Origin of the sequence: Parabacteroides sp. Marseille-P3160, from assembly GCF_900162725.1 — a bacterium.
GTDB lineage: Bacteria > Bacteroidota > Bacteroidia > Bacteroidales > Tannerellaceae > Marseille-P3160.
In genome coordinates, this window is record NZ_LT799418.1 from 4,725,651 (window position 1) to 4,748,648 (window position 22,998).

21 protein-coding genes are annotated in these 22,998 nt (G+C 42.2%); all 21 read right to left on the minus strand.

Features of this window, described 5'->3' with window-relative positions; all coding sequences use genetic code 11:
- Nucleotides 1–56: 56 nt before the first annotated feature.
- Nucleotides 57–959 (minus strand): FecR family protein, encoded by a 903-nt coding sequence (locus BQ8014_RS18770; protein WP_080905694.1) that lies wholly within the window; start codon nt 957–959, stop codon nt 57–59.
- 59 nt (nt 960–1,018) lie between these two features.
- Nucleotides 1,019–1,606: an RNA polymerase sigma factor gene (locus tag BQ8014_RS18775; RefSeq protein ID WP_080905695.1), complete on the minus strand. Its 588-nt coding sequence runs from the start codon at nt 1,604–1,606 to the stop codon at nt 1,019–1,021.
- A gap of 273 nt (nt 1,607–1,879) precedes the next feature.
- Nucleotides 1,880–3,361 (minus strand): RagB/SusD family nutrient uptake outer membrane protein, encoded by a 1,482-nt coding sequence (locus tag BQ8014_RS18780; RefSeq protein WP_080905696.1) that lies wholly within the window; start codon nt 3,359–3,361, stop codon nt 1,880–1,882.
- Nucleotides 3,362–3,379: 18 nt separating this feature from the next.
- Nucleotides 3,380–6,538, minus strand: a complete 3,159-nt coding sequence (locus tag BQ8014_RS18785; protein WP_080905697.1) for a SusC/RagA family TonB-linked outer membrane protein — start codon at nt 6,536–6,538, stop codon at nt 3,380–3,382.
- A gap of 366 nt (nt 6,539–6,904) precedes the next feature.
- Nucleotides 6,905–7,315, minus strand: coding sequence for an ExbD/TolR family protein (locus BQ8014_RS18790; RefSeq protein WP_080905698.1), 411 nt, complete (start codon nt 7,313–7,315; stop codon nt 6,905–6,907).
- Between the two features lie 27 nt (nt 7,316–7,342).
- Entirely contained in the window at nt 7,343–8,062 is a 720-nt protein-coding gene (locus BQ8014_RS18795; RefSeq protein ID WP_080906069.1) for a MotA/TolQ/ExbB proton channel family protein, read from the minus strand.
- 98 nt (nt 8,063–8,160) lie between these two features.
- Entirely contained in the window at nt 8,161–9,594 is a 1,434-nt protein-coding gene (locus BQ8014_RS18800) for an NADH-quinone oxidoreductase subunit N (RefSeq protein WP_080905699.1), read from the minus strand.
- A 47-nt stretch (nt 9,595–9,641) separates the two neighbouring features.
- Nucleotides 9,642–11,120 (minus strand): complex I subunit 4 family protein, encoded by a 1,479-nt coding sequence (locus tag BQ8014_RS18805; protein WP_080905700.1) that lies wholly within the window; start codon nt 11,118–11,120, stop codon nt 9,642–9,644.
- Between the two features lie 21 nt (nt 11,121–11,141).
- On the minus strand, nt 11,142–13,079 hold the full coding sequence (gene nuoL / locus BQ8014_RS18810; protein WP_080905701.1) for an NADH-quinone oxidoreductase subunit L: 1,938 nt from the start codon (nt 13,077–13,079) through the stop codon (nt 11,142–11,144).
- A 23-nt stretch (nt 13,080–13,102) separates the two neighbouring features.
- Nucleotides 13,103–13,450, minus strand: coding sequence for an NADH-quinone oxidoreductase subunit NuoK (gene nuoK, locus BQ8014_RS18815; RefSeq protein ID WP_080905702.1), 348 nt, complete (start codon nt 13,448–13,450; stop codon nt 13,103–13,105).
- Nucleotides 13,451–13,465: 15 nt separating this feature from the next.
- Nucleotides 13,466–13,969, minus strand: coding sequence for an NADH-quinone oxidoreductase subunit J family protein (locus BQ8014_RS18820; RefSeq protein ID WP_080905703.1), 504 nt, complete (start codon nt 13,967–13,969; stop codon nt 13,466–13,468).
- Nucleotides 13,970–13,989: 20 nt separating this feature from the next.
- Entirely contained in the window at nt 13,990–14,604 is a 615-nt protein-coding gene (locus tag BQ8014_RS18825) for a 4Fe-4S binding protein (RefSeq protein WP_080905704.1), read from the minus strand.
- 21 nt (nt 14,605–14,625) lie between these two features.
- Nucleotides 14,626–15,732, minus strand: coding sequence for an NADH-quinone oxidoreductase subunit NuoH (nuoH, locus tag BQ8014_RS18830; RefSeq protein ID WP_080905705.1), 1,107 nt, complete (start codon nt 15,730–15,732; stop codon nt 14,626–14,628).
- A 30-nt stretch (nt 15,733–15,762) separates the two neighbouring features.
- Nucleotides 15,763–17,391, minus strand: a complete 1,629-nt coding sequence (locus BQ8014_RS18835) for an NADH-quinone oxidoreductase subunit D-related protein (RefSeq protein ID WP_080906070.1) — start codon at nt 17,389–17,391, stop codon at nt 15,763–15,765.
- Between the two features lie 23 nt (nt 17,392–17,414).
- Nucleotides 17,415–17,978 (minus strand): NADH-quinone oxidoreductase subunit B, encoded by a 564-nt coding sequence (locus BQ8014_RS18840; protein WP_080905706.1) that lies wholly within the window; start codon nt 17,976–17,978, stop codon nt 17,415–17,417.
- Nucleotides 17,969–18,319 (minus strand): NADH-quinone oxidoreductase subunit A, encoded by a 351-nt coding sequence (locus BQ8014_RS18845; protein WP_080905707.1) that lies wholly within the window; start codon nt 18,317–18,319, stop codon nt 17,969–17,971. Before BQ8014_RS18845 ends, BQ8014_RS18840 begins: the two co-directional genes overlap by 10 nt.
- Nucleotides 18,320–18,529: 210 nt before the next feature.
- On the minus strand, nt 18,530–20,155 hold the full coding sequence (locus tag BQ8014_RS18850; protein ID WP_080905708.1) for a tetratricopeptide repeat protein: 1,626 nt from the start codon (nt 20,153–20,155) through the stop codon (nt 18,530–18,532).
- Nucleotides 20,156–20,186: 31 nt separating this feature from the next.
- Entirely contained in the window at nt 20,187–21,137 is a 951-nt protein-coding gene (locus tag BQ8014_RS18855; protein ID WP_080905709.1) for a PstS family phosphate ABC transporter substrate-binding protein, read from the minus strand.
- Between the two features lie 74 nt (nt 21,138–21,211).
- A complete protein-coding gene (locus BQ8014_RS18860; protein ID WP_080905710.1) occupies nt 21,212–21,412 on the minus strand; it encodes a hypothetical protein in 201 nt (66 codons plus the stop codon).
- Nucleotides 21,413–21,479: 67 nt separating this feature from the next.
- A complete protein-coding gene (locus BQ8014_RS18865) occupies nt 21,480–22,301 on the minus strand; it encodes an energy transducer TonB (RefSeq protein WP_080905711.1) in 822 nt (273 codons plus the stop codon).
- A gap of 28 nt (nt 22,302–22,329) precedes the next feature.
- Nucleotides 22,330–22,989 (minus strand): ExbD/TolR family protein, encoded by a 660-nt coding sequence (locus tag BQ8014_RS18870; protein ID WP_080905712.1) that lies wholly within the window; start codon nt 22,987–22,989, stop codon nt 22,330–22,332.
- Nucleotides 22,990–22,998 lie beyond the last annotated feature (9 nt).

The window sequence follows — 22,998 nt, forward strand, 5'->3', positions numbered from 1 at the left end:
CAAACATTTTCCGTTTTTCTTTTATCTCTTTCAATGGGGATTCTCCATAGGCTATTTTATTTAAGTTCTTTACTTTCTTCTATATATATCTGATCTTTCTCCATTCGATAGTTCATTCGCCGGTCGGCTGTCATGACACGTAAGATCTGATTTATATTCTCACCATTTACAAAGTCGCCAGTGAAGAGGGTATTCTTTAAACAATCGGAAGCAATATGTATCTTTACATTAAAACTTCTTTCTAATTGCTTAACGATTTCGGCGAGTTTTAGGTTTCTGAAATGAAATTTGCCATCGCGCCATCCGGTATATTGATCAATGTCGACCTTGTGAACAACATATTTATTGCTGCCTTTTTCAAAAGTGAATTGGTATTCCGGATGGATATAAACCAAATCCGGATTTTCCAAAAGTCCGACTCCTACTTTCCCTTCCACTAACGTGATTTCGACCGTCGGATCTTCCTTATATGACTTTACATTAAATAGGGTTCCGAAGACTTTCACGCTGATCTCACCGGACTTCACGACAAACTGTTTACCGGCGTCATGTGTGACTTCGAAGAAAGCTTCGCCATCGACTTCAACTTCCCGCTTACCTGACACGAATGCGGAAGGATACCGAAGGACAGTACCGGCATTCAATAAAACTTTACTTCCATCCGGTAATATGACAGAAGATTTCATCCCTAAAGGATTCATCATTTCTACCAATTGGTTTTTTTGCTGCCTATACCCTTCCTGATAGGAAAAATAACCGGTCAGGCCGAGCACTAATGCGACGGAAGCGGCGGCAACAGCAATCCTCATGCGTAATGTGCGACGGCTTGCCCTCCGGATTCTCCCACGCACTTCCCCGAAGATGGGATCGCGCAGTTCTTCGCCCATCGCTTTCACCTCGGATGAAACATGGATGCAGTCCAGCAAATCAGAAAGTTTTTTGTCTTCCAGGTCTTTCATTCTTTTGTTTTCTTATAATGAGGAGTAAACGGATAAGGAATCCGTTTAAACCAGACCTCCTACTTAACTATATTTAACAGAAGCAAAATCAGCAAACCAAGTTGTGGAAAATAAGGCCTTAACTGGTTGGCAATCTTTTCGAGCGCAATCTTCAATTGTACGCGGATCGTACTCTCACTTATGGAGAGTATTTCGGCTATTTCTTTGGGCTTTAGCCCGTCCTGATGCGTTAGAAGGAAAATGACACGGCATCTCTCGGGAAGTTCGCTGACGAAGCGGCTTATCAGTCCGGATAATTCCTTGCGTTGCAATTCCTCTTCGGGCGAAGGATCATCGGAGGCTTCATACTGCATCGGAATCTCTCCTAATGACGTTTCCCGAAAGCCGGAGGATTGGGATAAATACCGGTTTACTTCATTACGGGTTGCCACGTATAGATACGTTTCCATATTCCGTACCTCCGGTAATTTCTTCCGGGATTGCCATGCGGAAAAAAAAACATTACTGACAACCTCCCGGCAGGCCTCTTTCTCTTTTAGAAGGTAAAAACAAAAACGAAAAATCTGCTCATAATAATGGTGGTAAAAGCTTTCAAATGCCTTCTGATCATCTTGGGAGATTAAGTATATCAGTTGTTCGATTTCCATTACAGTTAACGTTGCACAATATTAAAGATTTTTTTAATAAAGCATTCGTTCTTCTTGAAAATTTACTGAAAGAGATAGGGATGGCATGAAAAAGAGGCTAAATGTATCAAAAGAAAATTCTACAAAAACTCATAACTATGAATGCGTTTGTTCATAGTTATGACTGAAAAAATTGATAGCTATGAATGAATTCATTCATAGCTATCAATTTTTTCAGTTGATAAATGATGACTTTTGACACATTTTCTCCGGCATAGTTTTAGTCTATACCTATTATTTGTAGGCTTCGTTCTGCTGATCTTTCAATGCAGGATTGGCATTGATCTCACTTTGAGAAATAGGCAGAACAATCATGCCGAACGTGCGATCGATCGTCTTTCCGCGTCTGCTGACCGGTACGCCCTGAAAATCATCATTAAATTCGATCGTTTTATTCTTCCTTATCAAATCGAAGAAACGCTGTCCTTCGCAGAAAAGTTCTTTGCTGCGTTCTTCCAAAATCAAATCGTCCGTAATGGTAGCGGCCGTGGCCAGAGGTAATTCCGGAGCACGCTTGCGAATCTCATTTAAATAACCTGCAGCGGCGGCCTTATCCGGAGTGGAAGCATTCAAGGCCGCTTCAGCAGCGATCAGATAGATTTCGGAAAGACGGATAACCTTGATATTAACTGCCGTGTACGTCTCTTTGCCGTCACCATCCAAAGAAGTGCTTCCAAGATACTTATAGCAAGCGCCCTTGCGTTCTATGCCATTATTCACCCAATATTCGTCATTGCCCATCACACCCCAGCGCACATCCGTATTGTCTTCATTCAGCCGATCCAGATAATAGTCGCTTGCCAGGAACCAACCTGACGCAGCGCTTATTTGTCTGAAACGCATCAGATAAAGGCCAAGAGAGGCCGTACCCAGGTCGGATTCCGTATCGATACCTATCTCGAAGATCGATTCCGAACCGTATTGTTTAGTCCATGATGCAACCCAGTCAGCCGGTCCGTAAAGTTTATAGTTGCTCTTTTCTATAATCTCTTTCGCTGCTGCAAGCGCTCCGTCATAATTCTCCATATAAAGTTTCACTCGGGCTTGCAAGGCAATATTCGCATAATAACCGACATATCCGTTTTGAAGAGATTTGTTACTTTCCAAAAGGGATTTCCCTGCCTCCAGATCGGCGAGAATCTGATTGTAGTTTTCTTCCACGGAAGCACGTACCGGCTGGGCGTCTGCACCAAGCGTCTCTGTTACATTGGGGACTCCGTAGGAAGACTTATTATAATTATAAGGCAGGCCGTACAGGCGTACCAAATCAAAATATATAAGCGCCCGCAAGGTCAGGGCCTGTCCTTTATAGAAGGAGAAACCCTCTACCCCCTCCGTTTCCAAACGCTCAATATTTTCAAGCAGGTTATTAATCTGCATAATACAATAATATCCTGTACTCCAAAATCCCGAATAACTGTTACTTGTCGCCGAATGATTAAAAGAGTATAGGGCATCCAATCCCCGGCCGGCGGAATAGATCGTCAGGTCTCCCCCTTTGGCGTCTCCGTACATTATAAAATTCCGTCCGTAATAGTTGGATGAACTCATCCCTCGCATGATACCGTTCATCACCACTTGCGCATCTGCAGGGGTTGCAATAGCCGTTTCCGCATTACCGGAACTCGTGGGTTGCATATCCAGAAAGCCATCGCAAGATGAAAGCCCCAGCACTCCAAGAGCGGCAAAAAGAATTAAAGATTTAATATATTTCATTGTTCGTGTCCTCCTTCGTTAAAATTTCAACTCAATACCGAATACAAATGTTTTTCCATAGGGTGTTTCCCAACCGCGGGTCCCATACTGGTTCACCTCGGGATCGGCTTCCTTATATTTTGAGAAAGTCAGCAAGTTGGAAGCGTTAAAGAAAAGACGGGCGTTACTGATCAAAGCCTTGTTTGTCCATGTCCGGGGCAGATTATATCCTAAAGATACATTTTTCAGACGCAGGAAACTGGCATCATGCATCTGACGGGTGCTATACTGCATGGCATCCATGAGGTCCATACCTGAAAGCGCCGGCTGCGAACCGTTCGGATTATCCGGAGTCCACATGTTTTCATAATAACTCTTCGAACGGATCCGTTCCCAATAATAACCGTCATCCGCCACATCTTTATAGGCCCCGTCATATAATTTGCCGCCAATCTTGTAAATAAAGTTTAATCCCAGGTCAATTCCTTTATAAGAAACATTCGTACTGAAACCGCCACTCATCTTAGGCATGGCATCTCCGATGATCTTGTAATTGGCCTTATTGTAATCATAGGTAGCCCCCCGACCGTTCAATTCAAAATCCCCGGCATTGGGGTCATCCGGATCGTTCACATAATAAACGCTTTTTCCATTCGTCTTGTCAACGCCCGCCCATTCGTAACCGTAGAAAGCAAGGGTGGATTCTCCCTCCTTATAAAGATATTGGGCACGGCCATCCCCTCCCGTCGGATCATACCAGATAATATCCGCTCCATTATAAAGCTTGGTCACTTTCGATTTAATTAAAGCCGCATTTGCCGAAGCGCTCCATACGAAATCCGCGTTTCGAAAAATATCTCCGCTTATTTCAATTTCGACCCCTTTATTATTTATTTCGCCGATATTCTGCAAAGTAGAAGAGAATCCGGTTACCGTTGAAATAGGAACGTCCTGCAAAAGATCTTTGGAATCCCGGTTAAAATACTCTACCGATCCATGGAGGCGTTGTCCGAAGAAGCCGAACTCCAGTCCGATATTGGAGGTATAACTTGTTTCCCACGAAAGGTTCTTGTTAGCCAGCGTCGTGATGGCTCCGCCCGGACTACCCATATATTTGCTGGTATAAGACATCAAATTCATATACCCATAATTACTGGAGGGAAGCGTACCGTTTACGCCGTATGAAGCACGAAGGCGTAAATCGCTGATTACCGGATTGTCCTTGAGAAAATCTTCTCCCGCTATTTTCCATGCACCGGCCACCGACCAGAAATCGCCCCAGCGGGTATCCGGACTTAAACGGGAAGAACCGTCACGCCGGTAGGAAGCGGATGCAAAATAACGTTGATCGTAGTTATAATCCAATTTGGAAAGAAAGGAAACCATCGCATATCCCCAGTCATACCCGGCGGCAGAAAGGGTTCCGGCCGTGGATACCGTATGTAACGTACTGGTTGGAAGTCCTTCGCCCGTGGCACGCACAAAGTCCGTTTTGTTCTTCTCGGCTTCGAAACCGGCTAAAGCGCCAATGGTATGAACGCCGAATTTGGCGTTATAGTTAGCTGTAGTGGAAGAAACCATTTTTTCATAAATAGTACGCATTTCGTTCACGCTCCCGCTGGTAGACGATCCGGAGAAATGATTGGCACTATAATACAAATGGTCTTTTACCGCCGTATTATCGTATGAAAAAATAGAACGTACATCCATGCCCGGAAAAAGATGAAGAGTCAAAGTCTCGATGGCGGAAATACGTGTGTTAAGAGATTCATTTTCCCACTCCTTATCATAATAAATTCCATTCTGGGCATAGCTTCCATAACGGATCGTCCATGGCTCTCCCGTTTTATAGTCGGTAGGCCAGTAAAGCCCCCATAATAAATTACGCGTTTGCATGAAATAGTTTGCCCCGGTATTACGCGTATCATTATAGCCGCTTTTAGAGGTACGCGAAAGACTGACATTCGTATCGAATTCCAAGAGCTTTCCGACCTTCTGGGATAAATTGAGACGTCCGGAAACACGATCGAAACTGTTGATCTTTAAACGTCCTTCATCTTTCGTATAGGATAAAGAGGAATAATAATTCGTAATATCCGTGGCGCCGCTTACCGCCAAGTCATAGGTTTGGTACATAGCGGTACGGAAATAGGCGTCTTCCCAGTCATAATATTTACCGCCCCGCCCCGAATTGTCATATTCCGTGATGGCTACGTTTTCATAAGCTCCCGGACCGGAAGTACTGAAAGCATAGCCATGTTTGTTAAACCGCGTATTTAACTGGCCTAAAGCATAAGCACTTGCTTGAGCATCTGTCTCACCCCTGCCAGTCGTACGATAGTCATGGAAGATTGTATACAGCATATTCACCTGTTCCTGCACTCCTGCTATTTCATAATTATCGGTAGCCCAGGATGGAGTAAACCCCATTGTAGCTTTCAGGCTGACAACCGGTCTCCCTACTTTCCCTTTTTTCGTTGTAACCAGAATCACACCGTTTGCAGCACGCGAACCATATAAAGAAGAAGCGGCGGCATCTTTCAATACGGATATTGATTCTATGTCTTCAGGATTCAAAGAATTCATTACATTATTCGTAGAATAGGTATAATCACTCATCTGACCGATATTTCCTGAAACTACAGGAACTCCATCTATCACATAAAGAGGTTCATTACTTGCATTAATCGAACCGTTTCCCCGAATCCGGATGCTTGGAGTCGAGCCCGCCTGACCGGACGAATTGGTTATCTGAAGTCCGGCAACTTTACCATTCAAGGCATTTTGGAAATTGGTCGTCGGCAGATCTTTAATAGCATCTGATTTGACTAATGAAGCCGAACCTGTATAGCTGCTTTTCCGGGCCGTACCATAAGCTACGACCATTACCTCGTCCAACATCTCGGCGTTGGACTTCAATAGAATCTGCATTTCTCCTTCCTTAATCTGCATTTCTACTGTTTCCATGCCAAGGAATGAGACACGCAATGTCTTTGCGTCACTCGGTATGCCTGAAATCGAAAACTTTCCATCGATATCAGTTACGCTTCCCCGCGTTGTTCCTTTTACCAATACAGAGGCCCCTATAATCGGCTCTTTATCTTCCTCTGAAAGCACCCTTCCGGTGATTTTAGATGTTTGGGCCTTCATCCCTACTATAACCATTAGAGAGATAAAACATAAGATCATTTTTCTCATAAAACACAGATTAAATTTAACCTACCGGCACACTTTTTAATATATCTCTGCGCAAAGATAATCATATTATCCAAATAGAAAGCATTTTGTTTGTTTTAAATTCATTTTAGTCGCTTTTTATGATATTTGAAAACCTTTTGTCGCAAAAACAAGCAAATAAACTCCTTCCGAATGGTCACTAAATGAGGAATAAGAGAGAGAGGTTGTTAACTATCTACAATTTGATTTATTATTAAGGTAAACTTTTTCACATATCCAAACGGAAAGATTCCAATTTCCACCGGAGAAAGTTTGAAGAATGGGCATAAAAAAAGGTTATTTTGCCGGGCAAAATAACCTTTTTAACTTTTTCACTATGATTTATTCTTATTTCTCTTTTTGGGTAAAGAGTACCATTTTTATCTTTAATTGATTGGCTATGTCAATAACATCTACAACATCCTGAAGATTCAGGGAACGATCGGCCTGGAGAAGGACATTCACTTCCTCACCTTCTTTTTTGGTTGCAAGGATAGCGGATAGCTCCGGTTCGATTTGTTCGAATGTTATTTCCTTCTTGTCGATGAAATAATGGCGATCCGCCGTAATGATTAGATTGATGTTTTTCTTCAACGCCACCTCGTTGGAGGTTTTGGAATTAGGTAAAGCAACACGAATAGCAGCCGGCGTAATCATCGTCGAGATAATCAGGAAAAACAACAGCAAGAAAAACATGATGTCGTTTAACGAGGCGGTATAAACCTCCGCACTTCTGGTTCTTCTACGTTCTATTTTCATATTCTCCGCTTTTTATTCTTTCCTTGTTCAATCCTCTTCCGCCTCGACCTCGGCGATTTCTCCCCTCTTAATCGAGCGGATGGCTTTCAGTATTTCATTGGAGTCTTTATCGATTCCCAATACAATCCTGTCAATCCGGCTATTTAAAAGGTAATAACCGGTGTAGGCGATAATACCTACAAAAAGACCCGCTCCTGAACAGATCATCTTCTGATACAATCCATCCGAAATACTCGCGATACTGAGATCGTTTGTAATCGAAATATTATAAAAAATCGTGATTACTCCGAAGATAGTTCCCAAAAAACCCAGCATCGGTGCAATGGAGGCTGTAATTCCCAGATAGTTCATCTGGCTTTCCATAATCGAGATCTGTTGCCGGGCCTCTATTTGCATGGCATCCTGTATCGCTTGGTCATCACTTTTATATTCCTTGAGTCCGGCGGCGACTACTTTGGCCGAAGCATTCGAACGTCCGTGACAGAATTTGACGGCTTTCTCCGGTTTCTGCTCTTGCACCAATTCCCATACGCGCGAGAACCAGACCGGATCTTTGGATCCCAGCCTCTTGAGCACTAAACAGCGGTCGATGATAACGTATAGTGACAACAATGACAATAAAAAGAGAGGCAATAAGATCCATCCTCCTTTTAATAAAAGATCAAAATAACTTTGAGTCACTACCGGTTCAGTTGCGGCCGGAGGTGTCAATTCTGCCGACACAGCTTGAAGCAATATTAAAAGCATATTATCCATAGTATTTAAATTACCTGTACCTCACGACAAAATCCGGCAAACATTCTACGGGGAATATTTGTCGAATTCAATCGCAATCCTATTTATTTTTATCCAATTTTAATAATTCCAAATCCTGTTGTACTTATATATTCATAGAAACAACTAATCAAGCCGATTACAACAATACCCGCAAGCGATATCACCAATGAAGTCTTCAGGTACTTATCTGTTTGAACAGTCTCAATCGGAGTATTGTTCGGCGTAATGAACATCGCTTTAACAACTAATAAATAATAATATAAAGAAATAACGGTATTCAATAAGGCCAAGAAGACAATGACCACCTGTCCCTGCTCCATCGCCGCCATGAAAACAAACAACTTGCTAAAAAATCCAGCCGTAGGAGGAATACCTCCTAACGAAAACATGGCAATCATCATTGCCAATGACAATTTGGGATTTGTCTTGTACAAGCCGTTATAATCCGTCATATTTACTTTCCCTGTCTTGTTTTCAATTGCCGAAATGACTCCGAAAGCAGCGGCATTGGAGAAGATATAGACGAAGATGTAATACATGGTAGCCCCCATCCCTTGCGCTGTTCCGGTAAAGGCGCTCAGCATAATGTAACCGGCCTGCGAAATAGAAGAAAAAGCCAGGAACCGTTTCATATTCTTCTGGCGAATCGCAAACAGGTTACCGATCGTAATGGTCAACAAGATCAATAGCCAGAACATTTGCTTCCAGATTTCAGCAAGAATAGGGAAGACAGTATATAAAATAACCATCAATGCAAAAACAGCCGCACCTTTGGAAATGGTAGACAAATAAAGGGTGACATTTGTCGGAGCTCCCTGGTAAGTATCGGCCGCCCATAAATGAAACGGCACCAAAGAGATCTTGAAGCAGAGCCCCGATAGAAGGAAGATCATCCCCATGATAATCAGAGGCGAGGCGCTTATGCTTGTCGTCAGATCAGTATAATATAATGTTCCGCAAGCGCCGTAGACAAAAGAGAGTCCAAAGATCGTAATGGCGGAAGAGAAGATGGCGTTAAAGATGAATTTGGCGCCGGCTTCGGCCGAATGGTGAAAAAACTTATCAAAAGCGACCAAAGCGGCGATCGGCAAGGAAGCGGTTTCAAGCCCGATATAAAACAGAAGGAAGTTTCCGGAGGAGATCATCAAATACATTCCCATCAATGTCAGCAAGGTCAAGAGGAAAAACTCTCCCCGTTTAAGCACCGATTCCGGTTTGGATAACCATTCGTTCGCCTGCAGGAAAATTATGAATACTCCGATATTCAAAATGCATTTTATTGTGATCTGAGCTGTTCCCGTCACATACATGCCGGCAAAAGAGCTTCCCGCATCCTGAAAGAAAAAGCAAACGACCGTATGTACCAGAAACAAGGTACATGCTATGGGGAAATAGTATTTTTTAGCTTTGTCTGAAGCGAACAAATCATAAAGCATAAGCAAGGAAAAAACCGCCAAGAGTGACAATTCGGGCTTCAACAACAAGTAATTACTTAAATCCATCTTATCTATTAATATTACAACGTTTACAAACTATTCTTCTTTACTGTTCAATGAATGTAGGCCAAACTCGATCCGATCAGATTCGAAATCCATCCGGGGAACAGTCCCATTCCTGCTACACAAGCAATCAATGTAATCACAGCTAATTTTTCATACCAGACGGCATCCGTCAGCTCCTTATGATGCTCATTGATCACCGGGCCGTATAATATTTTTCCAACGACTTTTAAAATATAGACAGCGGTCACCACAATCGAAGAAATGGCTATGATCGTGAATATCCGATAGAACAATTCGGAATGTTGGAAAGCGCCGACAAAGATGGTCATCTCTGCCACGAAACCGCTTAGTCCCGGCAATCCCAAGGAAGCAAGGCCGGCGATTACATAAGCCACCGCCAAGAAGGGCATGATCTTCATCAATCCCCCCAGTTCACGAATATCCCTCGTATGGGTTCGCCCGTAAATCATGCCGATTAAAGCAAAGAATAAGGCAGTCATCAATCCATGGGAAAGCATTTGCATAACAGCGCCGGTCATCGCCGTATGATTCGCCATCAAAATGGCGAACAATACGAGTCCGCAGTGACTCACAGATGAATATGCATTGATATACTTCAAGTCATTCTGCGCAATCGCCCCGAACGCTCCATAAAGAACGCTGATGCCTGTCAGGATAATAAATATCCAGGATAATTCGGTAGCCGCTTCGGGTAAAAGCCGCATGGCAATACGGAAGCAACCGTATCCGCCTAGTTTCATCAGCACCCCGGCATGAAGCATGGAAACCGCGGTAGGTGCGGAAGCATGACCGTCGGGAGACCAGGTATGAAACGGGAACAAAGCGCCTAAAACGCCAAATCCAAGGAAAACCAATGGGAATGTCCAATGCTGAACCGCTCCGTCAATGGGATGGTTATGCGCTATTTCCAGTATATTGAACGTAAAGTCTCCCGTAGGAGAAGTTGCGTAATAAATTCCGAAGATTCCGACCATAAGGAATGCGGAGCCGCCCATCAACATCAGGGTCAGTTTCATTGCCGAATATTCTTTTCTTCCGGTTCCCCAGAGGCCTATCAGCAAATACATGGGGATCAGGGCTATTTCGTAAAAGAAGACCATCGTAAACATATCCAGTGAGATGAAGAATCCGTAAACTCCAATGGAAAGCATTGTCAGCCACATGAAAAAGTCCTTGGTCAGAGGTTGCAGGTTCCAGGAAGCAAATGTCCCCGTCAATACAATAACAGCCGTCAGGAGAATCATTAAGACAGAGATACCGTCCACTCCTATGGCATAATGAATATTCAGGGATTGATACCATACGGCGTCATAAGTAAAAAGCATTTCGGCTGTATTCCCGGCATTGCGTTCTGCATAAAACAGGAACAGCAAAGCCAAAGCCATAACTATATTAATCAACGCACCGGTCAGTGCAACGGTACGAACCTGTTTAATCTCGCGGCAAGGAATAAATGCCAGCAACATCAATGTAGGGACGAGAACAAATAACGAAAGAATATTCATCTTTTTATCTTTTTCTATCTATTAACAAATCAATTGCCAAATACTGAAAGTAAATCCGATGATCAGAATCAATGCACCCAATAGATATACAAAGGCATATTGCTGGATTCTGCCGGACTGAAATCCTTTGATTGCTTCCGAAGTCGCATTCGTCACATAAGCCAGTGAGTTCATGAATCCATCCACAAAACGGCGGTCAAAACGGGCTATCGGAATGGAGATCCGGGCAAATATGATTTTCCGGGTTACAAACAGCCAGAGTTCATCAAAATAGAATTTATGATAAGCTCCGGTGTACAACCATTTTATCTTCTCCACAATCTGATCCGGGATGGATGTCTTCTTACGATACATGACGAAGGCAATGGCAATTCCAATCACAGCCACCCCGATGCTTAATCCGGCGACAAGCGGATCGATATGCGCTTCGAAGGGTTTCCCATCCGTCGTTATCAATTTTGAGAAAGGCACGAAACCGGAAAAAGCGGAGAATGCACCCAGAACAATTAACGGAATCGTCATGGAAGGTTCCGCTTCATGCGGCGTATGATGATAAACTTTGTCGTTTTCGTAATGGAAAATCCGGAAATAGAGACGGAACATATAAAAGGCGGTCAAACCTGCCCCAATAAACAGACAGGCAAACAGAAACAAATCATGGTGGAAAGCAGCCGCCAGGATTTCGTCTTTTGAGAAAAAGCCGGAGAACGGTGGGATACCTGCAATCGCCAGACAGGCGATAAGGAATGTCCAACGTGATATCGGCATATATTTTTTCAAGCCTCCCATAGCATCCATCTCATTGCTATGCACGGCATGAATGATCGCGCCGGCTCCAAGGAATAACAGAGCCTTGAAGAAGGCGTGTGTAAACAAGTGGAACATGGAGGCCATATAGCCCAATCCTTCATGACCGCCCCATCCGGAAACACCCAGCGAAGTAATCATATAAGCAATCTGGGATATAGTAGAAAAGGCGAGTACGCGTTTAATATCCGTTTGTGTACAAGCGACAACCGCCGCGAAAATCGAAGTAATACCGCCGACATATCCGATAATTGTCAAGACCTCCGGCGTCTGGAATACATAAATAGGGAATAGGCGGGCTACCAGGAAAACGCCTGCGACGACCATCGTCGCAGCATGGATCAAAGCAGAGGCCGGAGTTGGGCCTTCCATGGCATCGGGTAACCATATATGAAAAGGCATCATGGCCGATTTACCTACGCCTCCCATAAAGATAAGCATCATCGCCCAGGAAAGAACCGAAATTCCCAGGAAAGAGGCTCCGGCAAAGGAGGCGAAGACAGGGGAACCGACAGTAGTAAGAACTTCGAAATCAAACGTTTTTGTATAGAAAGAAAGTACCAGGATGCCGACCAGAAAAAAGAAGTCGGCAAAACGGGTCACTATAAATGCTTTTTTGGAAGCGGCAACCGCAGAAGGTTTCACATAATAAAAACTAATCAGTAAGAAAGAGGAAACTCCCACCAACTCCCAGAAGATATACATCTGGAAAATATTAGTCGCAACAACTAACCCCAGCATGGAAAAACTGAAAAGAGACAAGAAGGCGTAATAGCGTTGAAAACCAATTTCTCCCTTCATATAGCCTAAGCTATAGATATGTACCATTAACGAGACGGTAGTAATGACCACCAGCATCAAGGTTGAAATAGGATCCAAATACATTCCCAAATCAATATGCAAAGTATCTGTGAAGCGAAGCCATTCGAAATGGAAAACATTGATTGCCTGATAAGCTCCATCCGCTCCGGTTCCTACAACAAAGAAATATTGGTACGCAGTAATGTAGGCCAATATCGTAATAACAGAAAGTGAGATCGTACCTAATGTTCCGGCCACAATCGGCTTCATATATTTCCCGAAAAGGCCAATAATAATGAAAAATATTGCCGGAAACAGGAGGATCAGTATCGAATAATTAAATGTATCCATATCTAATTTTATAGCCTTTTGAATTAGTTTTTCATTTCTGTTATATTCTCATCAATATAAATGCTCTTCACATTCCGGTAAATATTGATGATAATCGCAATCGCAACCGCGGTCTCCGCTGCAGCGATACCTATCGCAAACAAGGCAAAGAAAAGTCCTTCGTGCTGCTCCGGATATAAGTAACGGTTAAAAACGGCAAAATTAATATCCGCTGCATTCAACATCAGCTCTATCGAGATCAAAACCATCAACATGTTCTTCCTGGAGAGAAACCCATAGACCCCGATAAAGAACATGAGTGTGCTCACTATGAGATAAGCAAACATGGGTATCGGCCCTCCCGATAAAAAACTTGTAATTAATTCTCCCATAACTATATCTATCTTTTATTTTTTTCTTGCAATCAAAATTCCACCAATGATACAGGCAAGCAACAACAAACTTATTGCTTCAAACGGCAACATGTATTGGTATTTTCCCGTCCCCATCAGAGTCATCCCCAAGTCCTTCATGTCAATCTCTCCCTGGGCGATGTATTGGTATGCACGGCTTACATTATAATAAATGATATGCCCGCAAATGGCAATGCCTGCCAAAGCGGCAAAAGCCGAAATGATCATTCGTTTCGGTTTTTCATATTTTACTTCAGCTCCGGGATGGTCGGTCAAAAGAATGGAAAAGACAAACAAGACCATGATTCCTCCTGCATAAACGGCAACTTGCGCCGCAGCCAGAAAATGGTATTCCAGTATTAAATACAAACCGGCCGTTCCCAACAGTACAAATAACAAGTAAACGGACGCACGAATGATGCGTCTTTCCGTAACCGCCAACAGGGAAAAACCAACAATAAAGAATGCTAAAATGTAAAATATAACTTGCTCTATCATGATGTATGAATATCCAATGGTTATTGTTCTTTCTCTTCTTTTTCTTCTTTATTTTCTTTCACCGGCACATTCACTTCCGCTTTAGGCTGAGGCTTTGCTTCTCCCTCCGTCTTTACCTTCTCTCCACCGTCCGAAGGAACCACAGCCGGAGCCGGCTTCTTTACAGGTGCTTTCTCCCGCAGCTTGGAACCTTCATGATTTAATCTTTCAAGAAGTTTGGAACGAGTAAAAACGGCGTTCTCAAAATGATTGCTGAATAGAATCGCATGAGAAGGACAACTAATTACACAAAGGTTACAAAAAGTACATTGCCCTAAATCGTAGAAATATTCATCCAACACTTTCTTTCTCTTTCCTTCCGGCGTTTCAATCATTTTCGATTTAACGGTAATTGTTCCGTTCGGGCAATTCATTTCACAGATACCGCAAGCGGTACATGCATGTTCGTTATTTTCATCATGCGGCATGACCAACTCTCCCCTGAAACGGTCGGAGATGACAAGCGTAGCCCGATTCTCGGGATATTGCTGGGTTACTTTCTTCGTAAATAACTCTTTAAGCGTAACAGACATACCTAACAGCAACGACCCGATGCCCTTAAATATACCCGTAAAATATTTTCCAACTGAACTCATATGATGTATATCAATCTATTCTTATTTAATATATAATCCGAAAACGACCAATACCGCCATCACAACAAGATTCACCAAATTGATCGGCAACAGATATTTCCACTCCAGATTTAACAGTTGATCGATCCTCAAACGGGGGAACGTCCAACGTACCCACAGACTTAAGAAGATCAATACGCCTGTTTTAGCAAAAAACCAAACATAAGAAGGAATCCAGTTCATCACTTCATTGAAGCCGTTCCATCCTTCTATTTGGACAGGATTCCATCCTCCCAAAAAGACTGTTGTTGCGATACCCGCAATGATAAACATATTCAGGTATTCCGCCAAATAAAAAAATCCGAATTGCAATCCGGAATATTCCGTATGATATCCGGCCGTAAGTTCCGACTCCGCTTCCGGTAAATCGAAAGGCCCGCGGTTTGTCTCGGCATGGCCTGCGATCAAATAGATCACAAAGGCAATCAGCGCCGGGATATGTCCTCTGAAAAGATTCCAATGGTATACGTAAGTCTGACTTTCAACAATAGTAGATAACTGCAAAGAACCGGAAAGTACGGCAATTGTCATCAGTGAAAGGCCGGCCGATAATTCGTAACTTATGAATTGCGCGCCGCTTCGCATGGCTCCGATCATCGAATATTTATTGTTGCTGGACCATCCGGCTAATAAAACGCCAATAATACTCAATGAAGAAACTGCGATCAAATAAAATAGACCGATATTAAAGTCTACAACGTGCAGCCCATTACCGAAAGGCAAAGCCCCAAAAGTCAACATGGAAGAAACAATAACAAAGAATGGTGCCAGGTAAAATAAGATCTTATCTACATGATCTATCGGAATGATTTCTTTTAAAAGAATCTTAACCATATCCGCGACCGACTGGATGATTCCGTATTTCCCCACCCGGTTTGGTCCTAAACGGCACTGGAAAAAGGCTGTAATTTTTCTTTCTATATAAATCAAAGCCAATGCAATCACCGCATAAGCCAGCAATAAGACAAGTCCGATCAGCACAAACTCTATTAAGAGTGCCCCCCAATCGGGCATAAGGCTTCGGAGCATACTATCCAACCAAGCGGTTAGCTTAAAGAGTTCCAAGGGATGTGAAATTTCCAACAACATATATCTTTCTTGCTTGAGTAAATATTCTTATTAACGGTCAATATCCGGGATAACATAATCCATCGATCCTCCGATACCAATCAAATCTGAAAGTTTTTCTCCCTTACAAATCAAAGGCATAATAGAAACCAATGCCATTGAAGGAGAACGGAATTTCAAACGATAGGGATTCTTGTCTCCATGGCTTTCGATAAAGACGCCAAAGTCACCTCTTGCCGTCTCCACCCGTTGAAAATATTGGCCTTCCGGTATTTTAATGATCGCCTTGGTCTTCGCCTGAAAATCTCCTTCAGGTATATTATCGACCAACTGTTCAATAATTTTCAAAGATTCTTCAATTTCATCCAAACGATTCAAATAACGCGCATAGGAATCACATTCTGTACGGATAACTTCTGTAAATTCCACCCTATCATATATTGAGTAAGGGAGATACTTCCGCAGGTCGCAAGACCAGCCGGAGCCTCGGCCGGCAGGACCGGTAACTCCATAAGAAACGGCATCTTCCTTTTTCATTATTCCGATTCCGACCATACGCCCTAAAGCGATGACATTGCCGGAGAATAAGCGGTGATACTCTTTCAAGCTTTCCCGCATATGAATAATAAAGGCCTTTGTATCTTTTTGAAAATCCTTATAGATATCAAACATGACTCCGCCGACTACATTATAATTAATGATTAATCGTCCGCCGGACGTCTTCTCAAAAATATCAAGGATCATTTCACGTTCCCGCATCCCGTAAATAAAAGCTGTAATGGCTCCCAAATCATTACACATACAAGCCCAAGCTAATAAATGCGACTCGATACGGTTTAATTCATCCATAATAACACGAATATATTCGGCTCGTTCCGGGATCTCGATGGAAGCGGCCTTCTCTACACACATACAAAGGGCATGCCGGTTGATGTTTGCCGAGAGGTAATCCAGACGATCTGTAAAATGAAGTATTTGCGGATAAGTCAACTTTTCGCTTAGTTTCTCGATTCCCCGATGGATATAACCGCTATGGACATCTATTTTTTTTACGATTTCACCTTCTAAAGAGGTCCTGAAGTGCATCACACCGTGCATAGACGGGTGCTGCGGCCCTATATTGATAATATAGTCGTCTTTATCAAAGACCGGAACTTTTTCCTCTTTCAGCCCGTTGGGAGTTTCTATAATGCGTGGAGCCACATCCACAATCTCCTTGCTTTCAAGGCTCAGAGGATTGATAGCCGGATCTTCATCATAATCTTTTCTAAAAGGGAAACCATGCCAGTCGTCGTTAAGAATAAAACGACGCATATCCGGATGGTTAATAAAACGGATTCCGAAGAAAGCGTACACTTCCCTTTCATTCAGGTTTGCCGTTTCCCAAATATCCGAAACAGTATACAATAATGGATTTTGACGATCCTTGACGGCTGTTTTTATCAGAAGTTGCTTCGATAAATCAGCAGAAGAAGAGAGCAAGTATAATACTCCTAAAGAATCCCCCCAATCCATTCCGATCAGTTGGGACAAAAAGTCAAAGGGTAATTCCTTATTATCATGAAGAGTTTTCGCCAGAAGACGCAATTGGTCTGCTTCAACAGTAACGGTTAAGACTTGCTTGTCTTCAAGAATAGCCTCAGGAACGGCTGCCAAAATAATCTCTTTTATTTTTTCCATTATTAATCTCCCTGCCTGAAAATTCATTTATTGCCTTTAAAGAGAAAACGTTCAACTTTAACCTTTCGCTGCAACTGCATTAATCCGTAAAAAAGAGCTTCCGGACGCGGAGGACAACCAGGTACATAGACATCGACCGGGATAACCTCATCCACTCCTTTTACTACATAGTAAGAATTAACAAACGGCCCGCCGGAAATCGCACAACTTCCCATGGATACGACATATTTAGGCTCCGCCATCTGGTCATAAACACGTTTTAACAGAGGAGCCATTTTATTGACGATCGTCCCGGCAACAATAATCACGTCTGCCTGCCTGGGGCTGTTTCGGGTGACCTCCATCCCAAAACGGGCCAAGTCATGCCGCGCAGCGGCAGCAGCCATAAATTCGATACCGCAACAACTCGTCGCAAAAGCCAGAGGCCAAAGAGAATTGGAGCGTCCCCAATTGATCAAGTCATCCAAAGCGCCCACAACCAAGTTCACACCATGTGATCTGAGTTCTTCAACGTACTTTTCCAGGTATTCGTTGTCTTTGAACTCATCGTATGCTATGCCTTTTATTTTTATGTTTTTCATTCCCATTTCAAGACTCCTTTCCTCCACGCATAAGCTAAGCCTAAGCCCAGGATAAATAAGAAAAAGATTACACTGATCAAACCCGGCACGCCAAGTTCGCGAACGACAGTCGCCCATGGAAACAAAAAGACCGCTTCCACATCGAACATCAAATATAAAATCGAATACAAATAATAGCCTACTCGAAACTGCATCCAGGAAGTGCCTTTAGTGGGTACCCCGCATTCATATGCTTCACCTTTTTGTGCATTGAAAGACCTTGGAGAAAGCAACAAAGCCAACCCTAAGCCCGCACAGACTAAAAACATACCCGTAATAAGAACAACTAAAAATAAAGAAGAATTCATACGGTAATCTTATAATATCGGTTTTTGTTATTTTCTTGGCATAAAAAAAGACTTTTACACTATAAAAACACAAACTAAAAATGTATTTTCTTTTTCGACGGCAAAGGTAAACGTTTTTTTATGACTAACAAAAAAAACCGCCACTCTCTCTATTCAAGAAAAAAGGGCCTGTCTCTTTACTTGACAGGCCACTTTCAGTTTATATGATTATTACTTTTTCCCTTTCAACTGTTCCAACACTTGGATTGCAGTAGAATCACCGGGAGATAATGAAAGTATTTTTTCCCAGTAGTTGATGGCATTGTGTTTGTCTTCTTTCAGATAGAAATAATATCCTAAATATTTATAAGACTCAAGCAACATGTCTTTACTTCCCTCATCATCTCCTTTTTTGGTAAGAACTTCTACCAATTTTTCATAATAAGGTCTTGCCAATCCGAGTTCAGTATCAGGATCTAATAATGAATTAACGCGAGCTCTATAAAAATAACCCGTATAGCTTTCCGGTAAACGTTCTATTACGATTGCGAAAGCAGAATCAGCCGAATGAAGATAACTTGCACTCAGTGTTTTAATCTGAGCGGCATCTACTTTGGAAGAATCAATATTCGTGGCAGCGTTCAAATAATAATAGCCTAACTGATAATAATTTTTTGCTTCGACATTTTCGCCAAGAAGTTCTATATACTTTTTATAGGCCTCGGCTGCCTGAGCATTATCTCCACTCGCTCTGTATAAATCTGCAATTTCAGCATATATTTCGGAAGATTCCTTATCCACTTCCATCGCTTTCTTATATTGTTCCAAAGCTTTGTCAAACTGTTTTGCTTCTTTTAGAAGGATAGCATAGGTCGTATAGTCCTTTCCGATATGTTCTTTTCCATTGCTAAGTGAAAAGAATTTGTCTGCAACCGGCAGGCCCTTTTCGAATTGTTGCGTATCAGCCAAGTTATACATCAATAACCGGTTTAAAACATAGTTATCCGGTTCTTTACTCAAACCTTCTTCCAGGAGCTTAATCGATTCATCATACTTTTTTGCAAAGTAGAGGACAGAAGCGTAACGGGTAATATCTTCGACGTTATAAGTAGAAGCAGCAAAATATTTCTGGTATGCTGCAATAGCATCTTCCCAATGTCCAGACGACGTATTAATCTGACCTAAGTATTTATATGCCAGCACATAGTCAGGATTCAACTTTATGACCGTTTGCAGTTTTTCTACAGCCAATGCAGGATGGATGGATTCATAAACCTTCGCACTCTTCAGATAACCCAACACATAGTTGGAATCGAAATAGATCGCTTGTTCGTATCTCCCTGCCGCTTCTCCCGGATTGGATTTAAATAAGATATCGCCTTCCAAGATATAAATCCCCGGATATTTTTTATCATACTTCCGGGCGTCTTCTATTTTTGCTTTCGCATCTTCCAATAATCCGTTTTCAAAATAAGCACGTGCAATAGCTACATTGACTTCCGGACTCTTCTTGTTTTTCTTCAACGCTGCAGAAAAAGCATCTTCGGCTGCATTCTTATTTGTTTTCAAAAGAAGCTTTCCTTCGCCTACTTTATTCAAAGGATATTCAGGATCAGCAGACAACCCTTTTGCATAATATGTTTTAGCATCCTCCAATTTACCTTGTGCAAAAGCAATCTCTCCTAAATAGTAGTTGGCTTCCGCCGGCTTTTGCGACAATTCTTTCTCGAAAATTTGTTTTGCAGACTCATATTCGCCCATACTGAAATATTCAATGCCAATATTGTTTTGGGCTGTTGAAAAAGAGGTTACCAATAGGGCTAAAAGAGTTGTAAATAAATACTTCTGTTTCTTCATTTTTCTAATTATTTATTATTTATATTATTTTCTACTCGAATGTCTCTTTCAATGAAATTAAACGGGTAGGCCTTGTGGCCGGAACCAAACCGGCTTTCAATATAATCCGCTGGCCTATATCTCCTCCCAAAAAATGGGTAAAACCTGCCGGGAGCCCTCCTCTCACATCTGTAAGTATCACATAAAGATTCCGGACAAGCGGATAAAAACCTAATTGCAAATAGGCCGGATAGGGTTTATAGCTGTTATCCAAATCCGGGTCATCGTATGAACTGACTGATACAACCCGTACCTTTTCCGTAAAACTGAGATTCGTCGTATCTCGCGGATTACTGATCCAATTTACGCCGATAACACCTAAGGCATTCGGTACTTTCGACACATAATCCAAGACATCTGCATTCGAAGGTTGTGAGACTAAACGGTCGGAAAGGGGAATCCCCTTCAATATGGAATCCTTTACAAAGCGAATGGTACTCGAATTCGGATTATCAAAGACCACCTTTACATCCCCTAAGTCTGATTTTCCTTTCAGGCTCACTTCGCTCCAACGAGTAATCTCACCGGACATTATTTTTTTCAAAGTCGATACGCTAATCAAGGTATCCACATTTGCATTATTCACAATCAATGCAACCCCGTCAGTTGCCAGTTTCTGAACCCGCGGGATTTGTTTGCGTTCCCTTATCAGATTCATCTCATCGGTAGATAGTTCTCGCGCCGCCAATATTAAACGCACACTATCTTTTAACAACAAATTAATGGCTTCCACTTCATTTGTAAAAACAGGAGTAATTTCCGCATCCGGATTCATCCCCTGAAATACGGCAAGCTCCTCTTTCACGATAGGAGCGTAACATTCATCACAAACGATTGTAGCAACCCCGCTCGTGGGAGTATCCGTCCGTGTTATCTTATTCCTTCTACAGGATGAGAAAAGCACAATTATCAATATAACAAGAGCTAGCGATAGCTTTCTCATTTATTCCTCCTTTTATTTTCAACCTTTATTCAACTGTCAGAAGTCAAATTTTCCTTTCTGCCTAAACAATCGAGTCAGAATCTTCCTTTCCAAATGCGGTAAGCTCGGTAAATACCATATAATAGAAAGACAATACCGAAAATGATACGCAACGCCAATGGTAAAATCGCCTCAAAAAAAGCGGTAAAAATCAACAGATAGGCCATTCCTCCATAGATAACGACCATCAGGACTCCCCAGATTAATCCCCATTTCGATTTTTCTTGTTGTATCATTCTTTTTTAGGTAAAAAAGAGAAGACATTTACTTATCAATGCCTTCTCTTTTAATTATACATTAAAATTACTGCAACCGATATTGCACTGGCAAGGTAAAGTAAACCGGAACATTACGTCCGTTCTGCTTACCCGGAATCCATTTAGGCATCGATTGAACAACGCGAACGGCCTCTTTATCACAGGAAGGATCCAACCCGCGTAATACTTCCACGTTCGTGATATCTCCTGTTTTGCTAACCACAAAGCGAATGATAACACGTCCTTGGATACCATTTTCCGCTGCAATAACGGGATACTTCAAATTCTTTGTAATATACTTCATCAATTCAGCATCACCTCCGGGGAATGACGGCATCTGCTCTACTCCGACATACGGTTTCTCTTCTTTTTCTTCAACGATCACCTTATGTTCTTTCAAGTCTGCGATGTCCACTCCTCCTTTTTCATCCGTACCTTTGATATCAGCCACAGAGATCTGAATCTTTGTTTCCATCAAATCTTCCTGTGATTTCATCTGGTCTTCTTCGTTCACTTTATCATCATCCGTAATAACAGGAGGCGTAAACTTAATTGTACTCTTCAATGGAGGTGGCGGCGGAGCTTCTTGTTGACGAATAATGTCTTGCTCCTTGATCTGTTCCTCCAATTTCACGTCGGAAAGTTGAGTTACCTCAACCATCTGCGTACGTTCTTTCTTTGGTGTAACTGTTTCGATCAGTGTCGGCAGGACCGCAATGAAGGCAGCAAAGACTACAACAACTGCAAATGCGATCATGTGTCGTTTGGAAGACGATTCACGCAATTTATAGGCGCCGTATGTTTTGTTCTTACCCTCAAAGACAAAATCACACCAATCTGACGAATCCAGTCGAATTTCTTTTGACATTTCTTTTTTCTTTAGATGTGATTAATTATTAATGCTTAACCGCAGCTGCCTGCTGTGTTAAAGCTCCGCTCTTCTGCAAATTCTCCACCAGGAAGTTATCGCCATCGGTCATTTCCACTATCGCATAAACACCAATACTGCAAATGGCCATTTCATCCAATATATCGACCAGATTTCTGAAGGTCGATCCATCGGTAGGCTTTATTAAAACAACCTGTCCATCCTTACTTGCACGAATCTCCTTAGCCTCTTTGTCGAAATCTTCATTAGAAATCTGCTTGGCATATTTCTTTTTCCTTAATTCCTGCATTTTACGGACATTCTCAATATTTCTTTCCACTAACACCTTGCGGATGCCTTCCGGAGAAAAATCGGTCTCTTTCAACGAGGTATAATCATCATAATCCGGCTTCCCAAAATAATAATAAACTTTATCATTTTCACCTAAGATGACGGTTATAGCCTTCGAGTCTTTTACCTTATTCTTCTCCTCTTCTGTCATGTCTTTTGTATCCTTTGTCGGTAAAACAAGTTCCATCGTCTGAGGTTTGCTCATCGTGGTACAGAACATAAAGAAGGTGATCAGCAACATGTTCATATCAACCATCGGTGTGAAGTCAACCCTGAGTTGTTGTTGTTTGGGTTTACCTTTTTTTCCTCCATCGCCGCCTGTTTCTATACTAGCCATGTTTTTCTG

Excerpts from the sequence above, each read along its gene's own strand:
- BQ8014_RS18770 (WP_080905694.1), bottom strand. The coding sequence starts at position 959 with ATGAAAGACCTGGAAGACAAAAAACTTTCTGATTTGCTGGACTGCATC.
- BQ8014_RS18775 (WP_080905695.1), bottom strand. The coding sequence starts at position 1,606 with ATGGAAATCGAACAACTGATATACTTAATCTCCCAAGATGATCAGAAG.
- BQ8014_RS18780 (WP_080905696.1), bottom strand. The coding sequence starts at position 3,361 with ATGAAATATATTAAATCTTTAATTCTTTTTGCCGCTCTTGGAGTGCTG.
- BQ8014_RS18785 (WP_080905697.1), bottom strand. The coding sequence starts at position 6,538 with ATGAGAAAAATGATCTTATGTTTTATCTCTCTAATGGTTATAGTAGGG.
- BQ8014_RS18790 (WP_080905698.1), bottom strand. The coding sequence starts at position 7,315 with ATGAAAATAGAACGTAGAAGAACCAGAAGTGCGGAGGTTTATACCGCC.
- BQ8014_RS18795 (WP_080906069.1), bottom strand. The coding sequence starts at position 8,062 with ATGCTTTTAATATTGCTTCAAGCTGTGTCGGCAGAATTGACACCTCCG.
- BQ8014_RS18800 (WP_080905699.1), bottom strand. The coding sequence starts at position 9,594 with ATGGATTTAAGTAATTACTTGTTGTTGAAGCCCGAATTGTCACTCTTG.
- BQ8014_RS18805 (WP_080905700.1), bottom strand. The coding sequence starts at position 11,120 with ATGAATATTCTTTCGTTATTTGTTCTCGTCCCTACATTGATGTTGCTG.
- nuoL (WP_080905701.1), bottom strand. The coding sequence starts at position 13,079 with ATGGATACATTTAATTATTCGATACTGATCCTCCTGTTTCCGGCAATA.
- nuoK (WP_080905702.1), bottom strand. The coding sequence starts at position 13,450 with ATGGGAGAATTAATTACAAGTTTTTTATCGGGAGGGCCGATACCCATG.
- BQ8014_RS18820 (WP_080905703.1), bottom strand. The coding sequence starts at position 13,969 with ATGATAGAGCAAGTTATATTTTACATTTTAGCATTCTTTATTGTTGGT.
- BQ8014_RS18825 (WP_080905704.1), bottom strand. The coding sequence starts at position 14,604 with ATGAGTTCAGTTGGAAAATATTTTACGGGTATATTTAAGGGCATCGGG.
- nuoH (WP_080905705.1), bottom strand. The coding sequence starts at position 15,732 with ATGTTGTTGGAAATTTCACATCCCTTGGAACTCTTTAAGCTAACCGCT.
- BQ8014_RS18835 (WP_080906070.1), bottom strand. The coding sequence starts at position 17,391 with ATGGAAAAAATAAAAGAGATTATTTTGGCAGCCGTTCCTGAGGCTATT.
- BQ8014_RS18840 (WP_080905706.1), bottom strand. The coding sequence starts at position 17,978 with ATGGGAATGAAAAACATAAAAATAAAAGGCATAGCATACGATGAGTTC.
- BQ8014_RS18845 (WP_080905707.1), bottom strand. The coding sequence starts at position 18,319 with ATGAATTCTTCTTTATTTTTAGTTGTTCTTATTACGGGTATGTTTTTA.
- BQ8014_RS18850 (WP_080905708.1), bottom strand. The coding sequence starts at position 20,155 with ATGAAGAAACAGAAGTATTTATTTACAACTCTTTTAGCCCTATTGGTA.
- BQ8014_RS18855 (WP_080905709.1), bottom strand. The coding sequence starts at position 21,137 with ATGAGAAAGCTATCGCTAGCTCTTGTTATATTGATAATTGTGCTTTTC.
- BQ8014_RS18860 (WP_080905710.1), bottom strand. The coding sequence starts at position 21,412 with ATGATACAACAAGAAAAATCGAAATGGGGATTAATCTGGGGAGTCCTG.
- BQ8014_RS18865 (WP_080905711.1), bottom strand. The coding sequence starts at position 22,301 with ATGTCAAAAGAAATTCGACTGGATTCGTCAGATTGGTGTGATTTTGTC.
- BQ8014_RS18870 (WP_080905712.1), bottom strand. The coding sequence starts at position 22,989 with ATGGCTAGTATAGAAACAGGCGGCGATGGAGGAAAAAAAGGTAAACCC.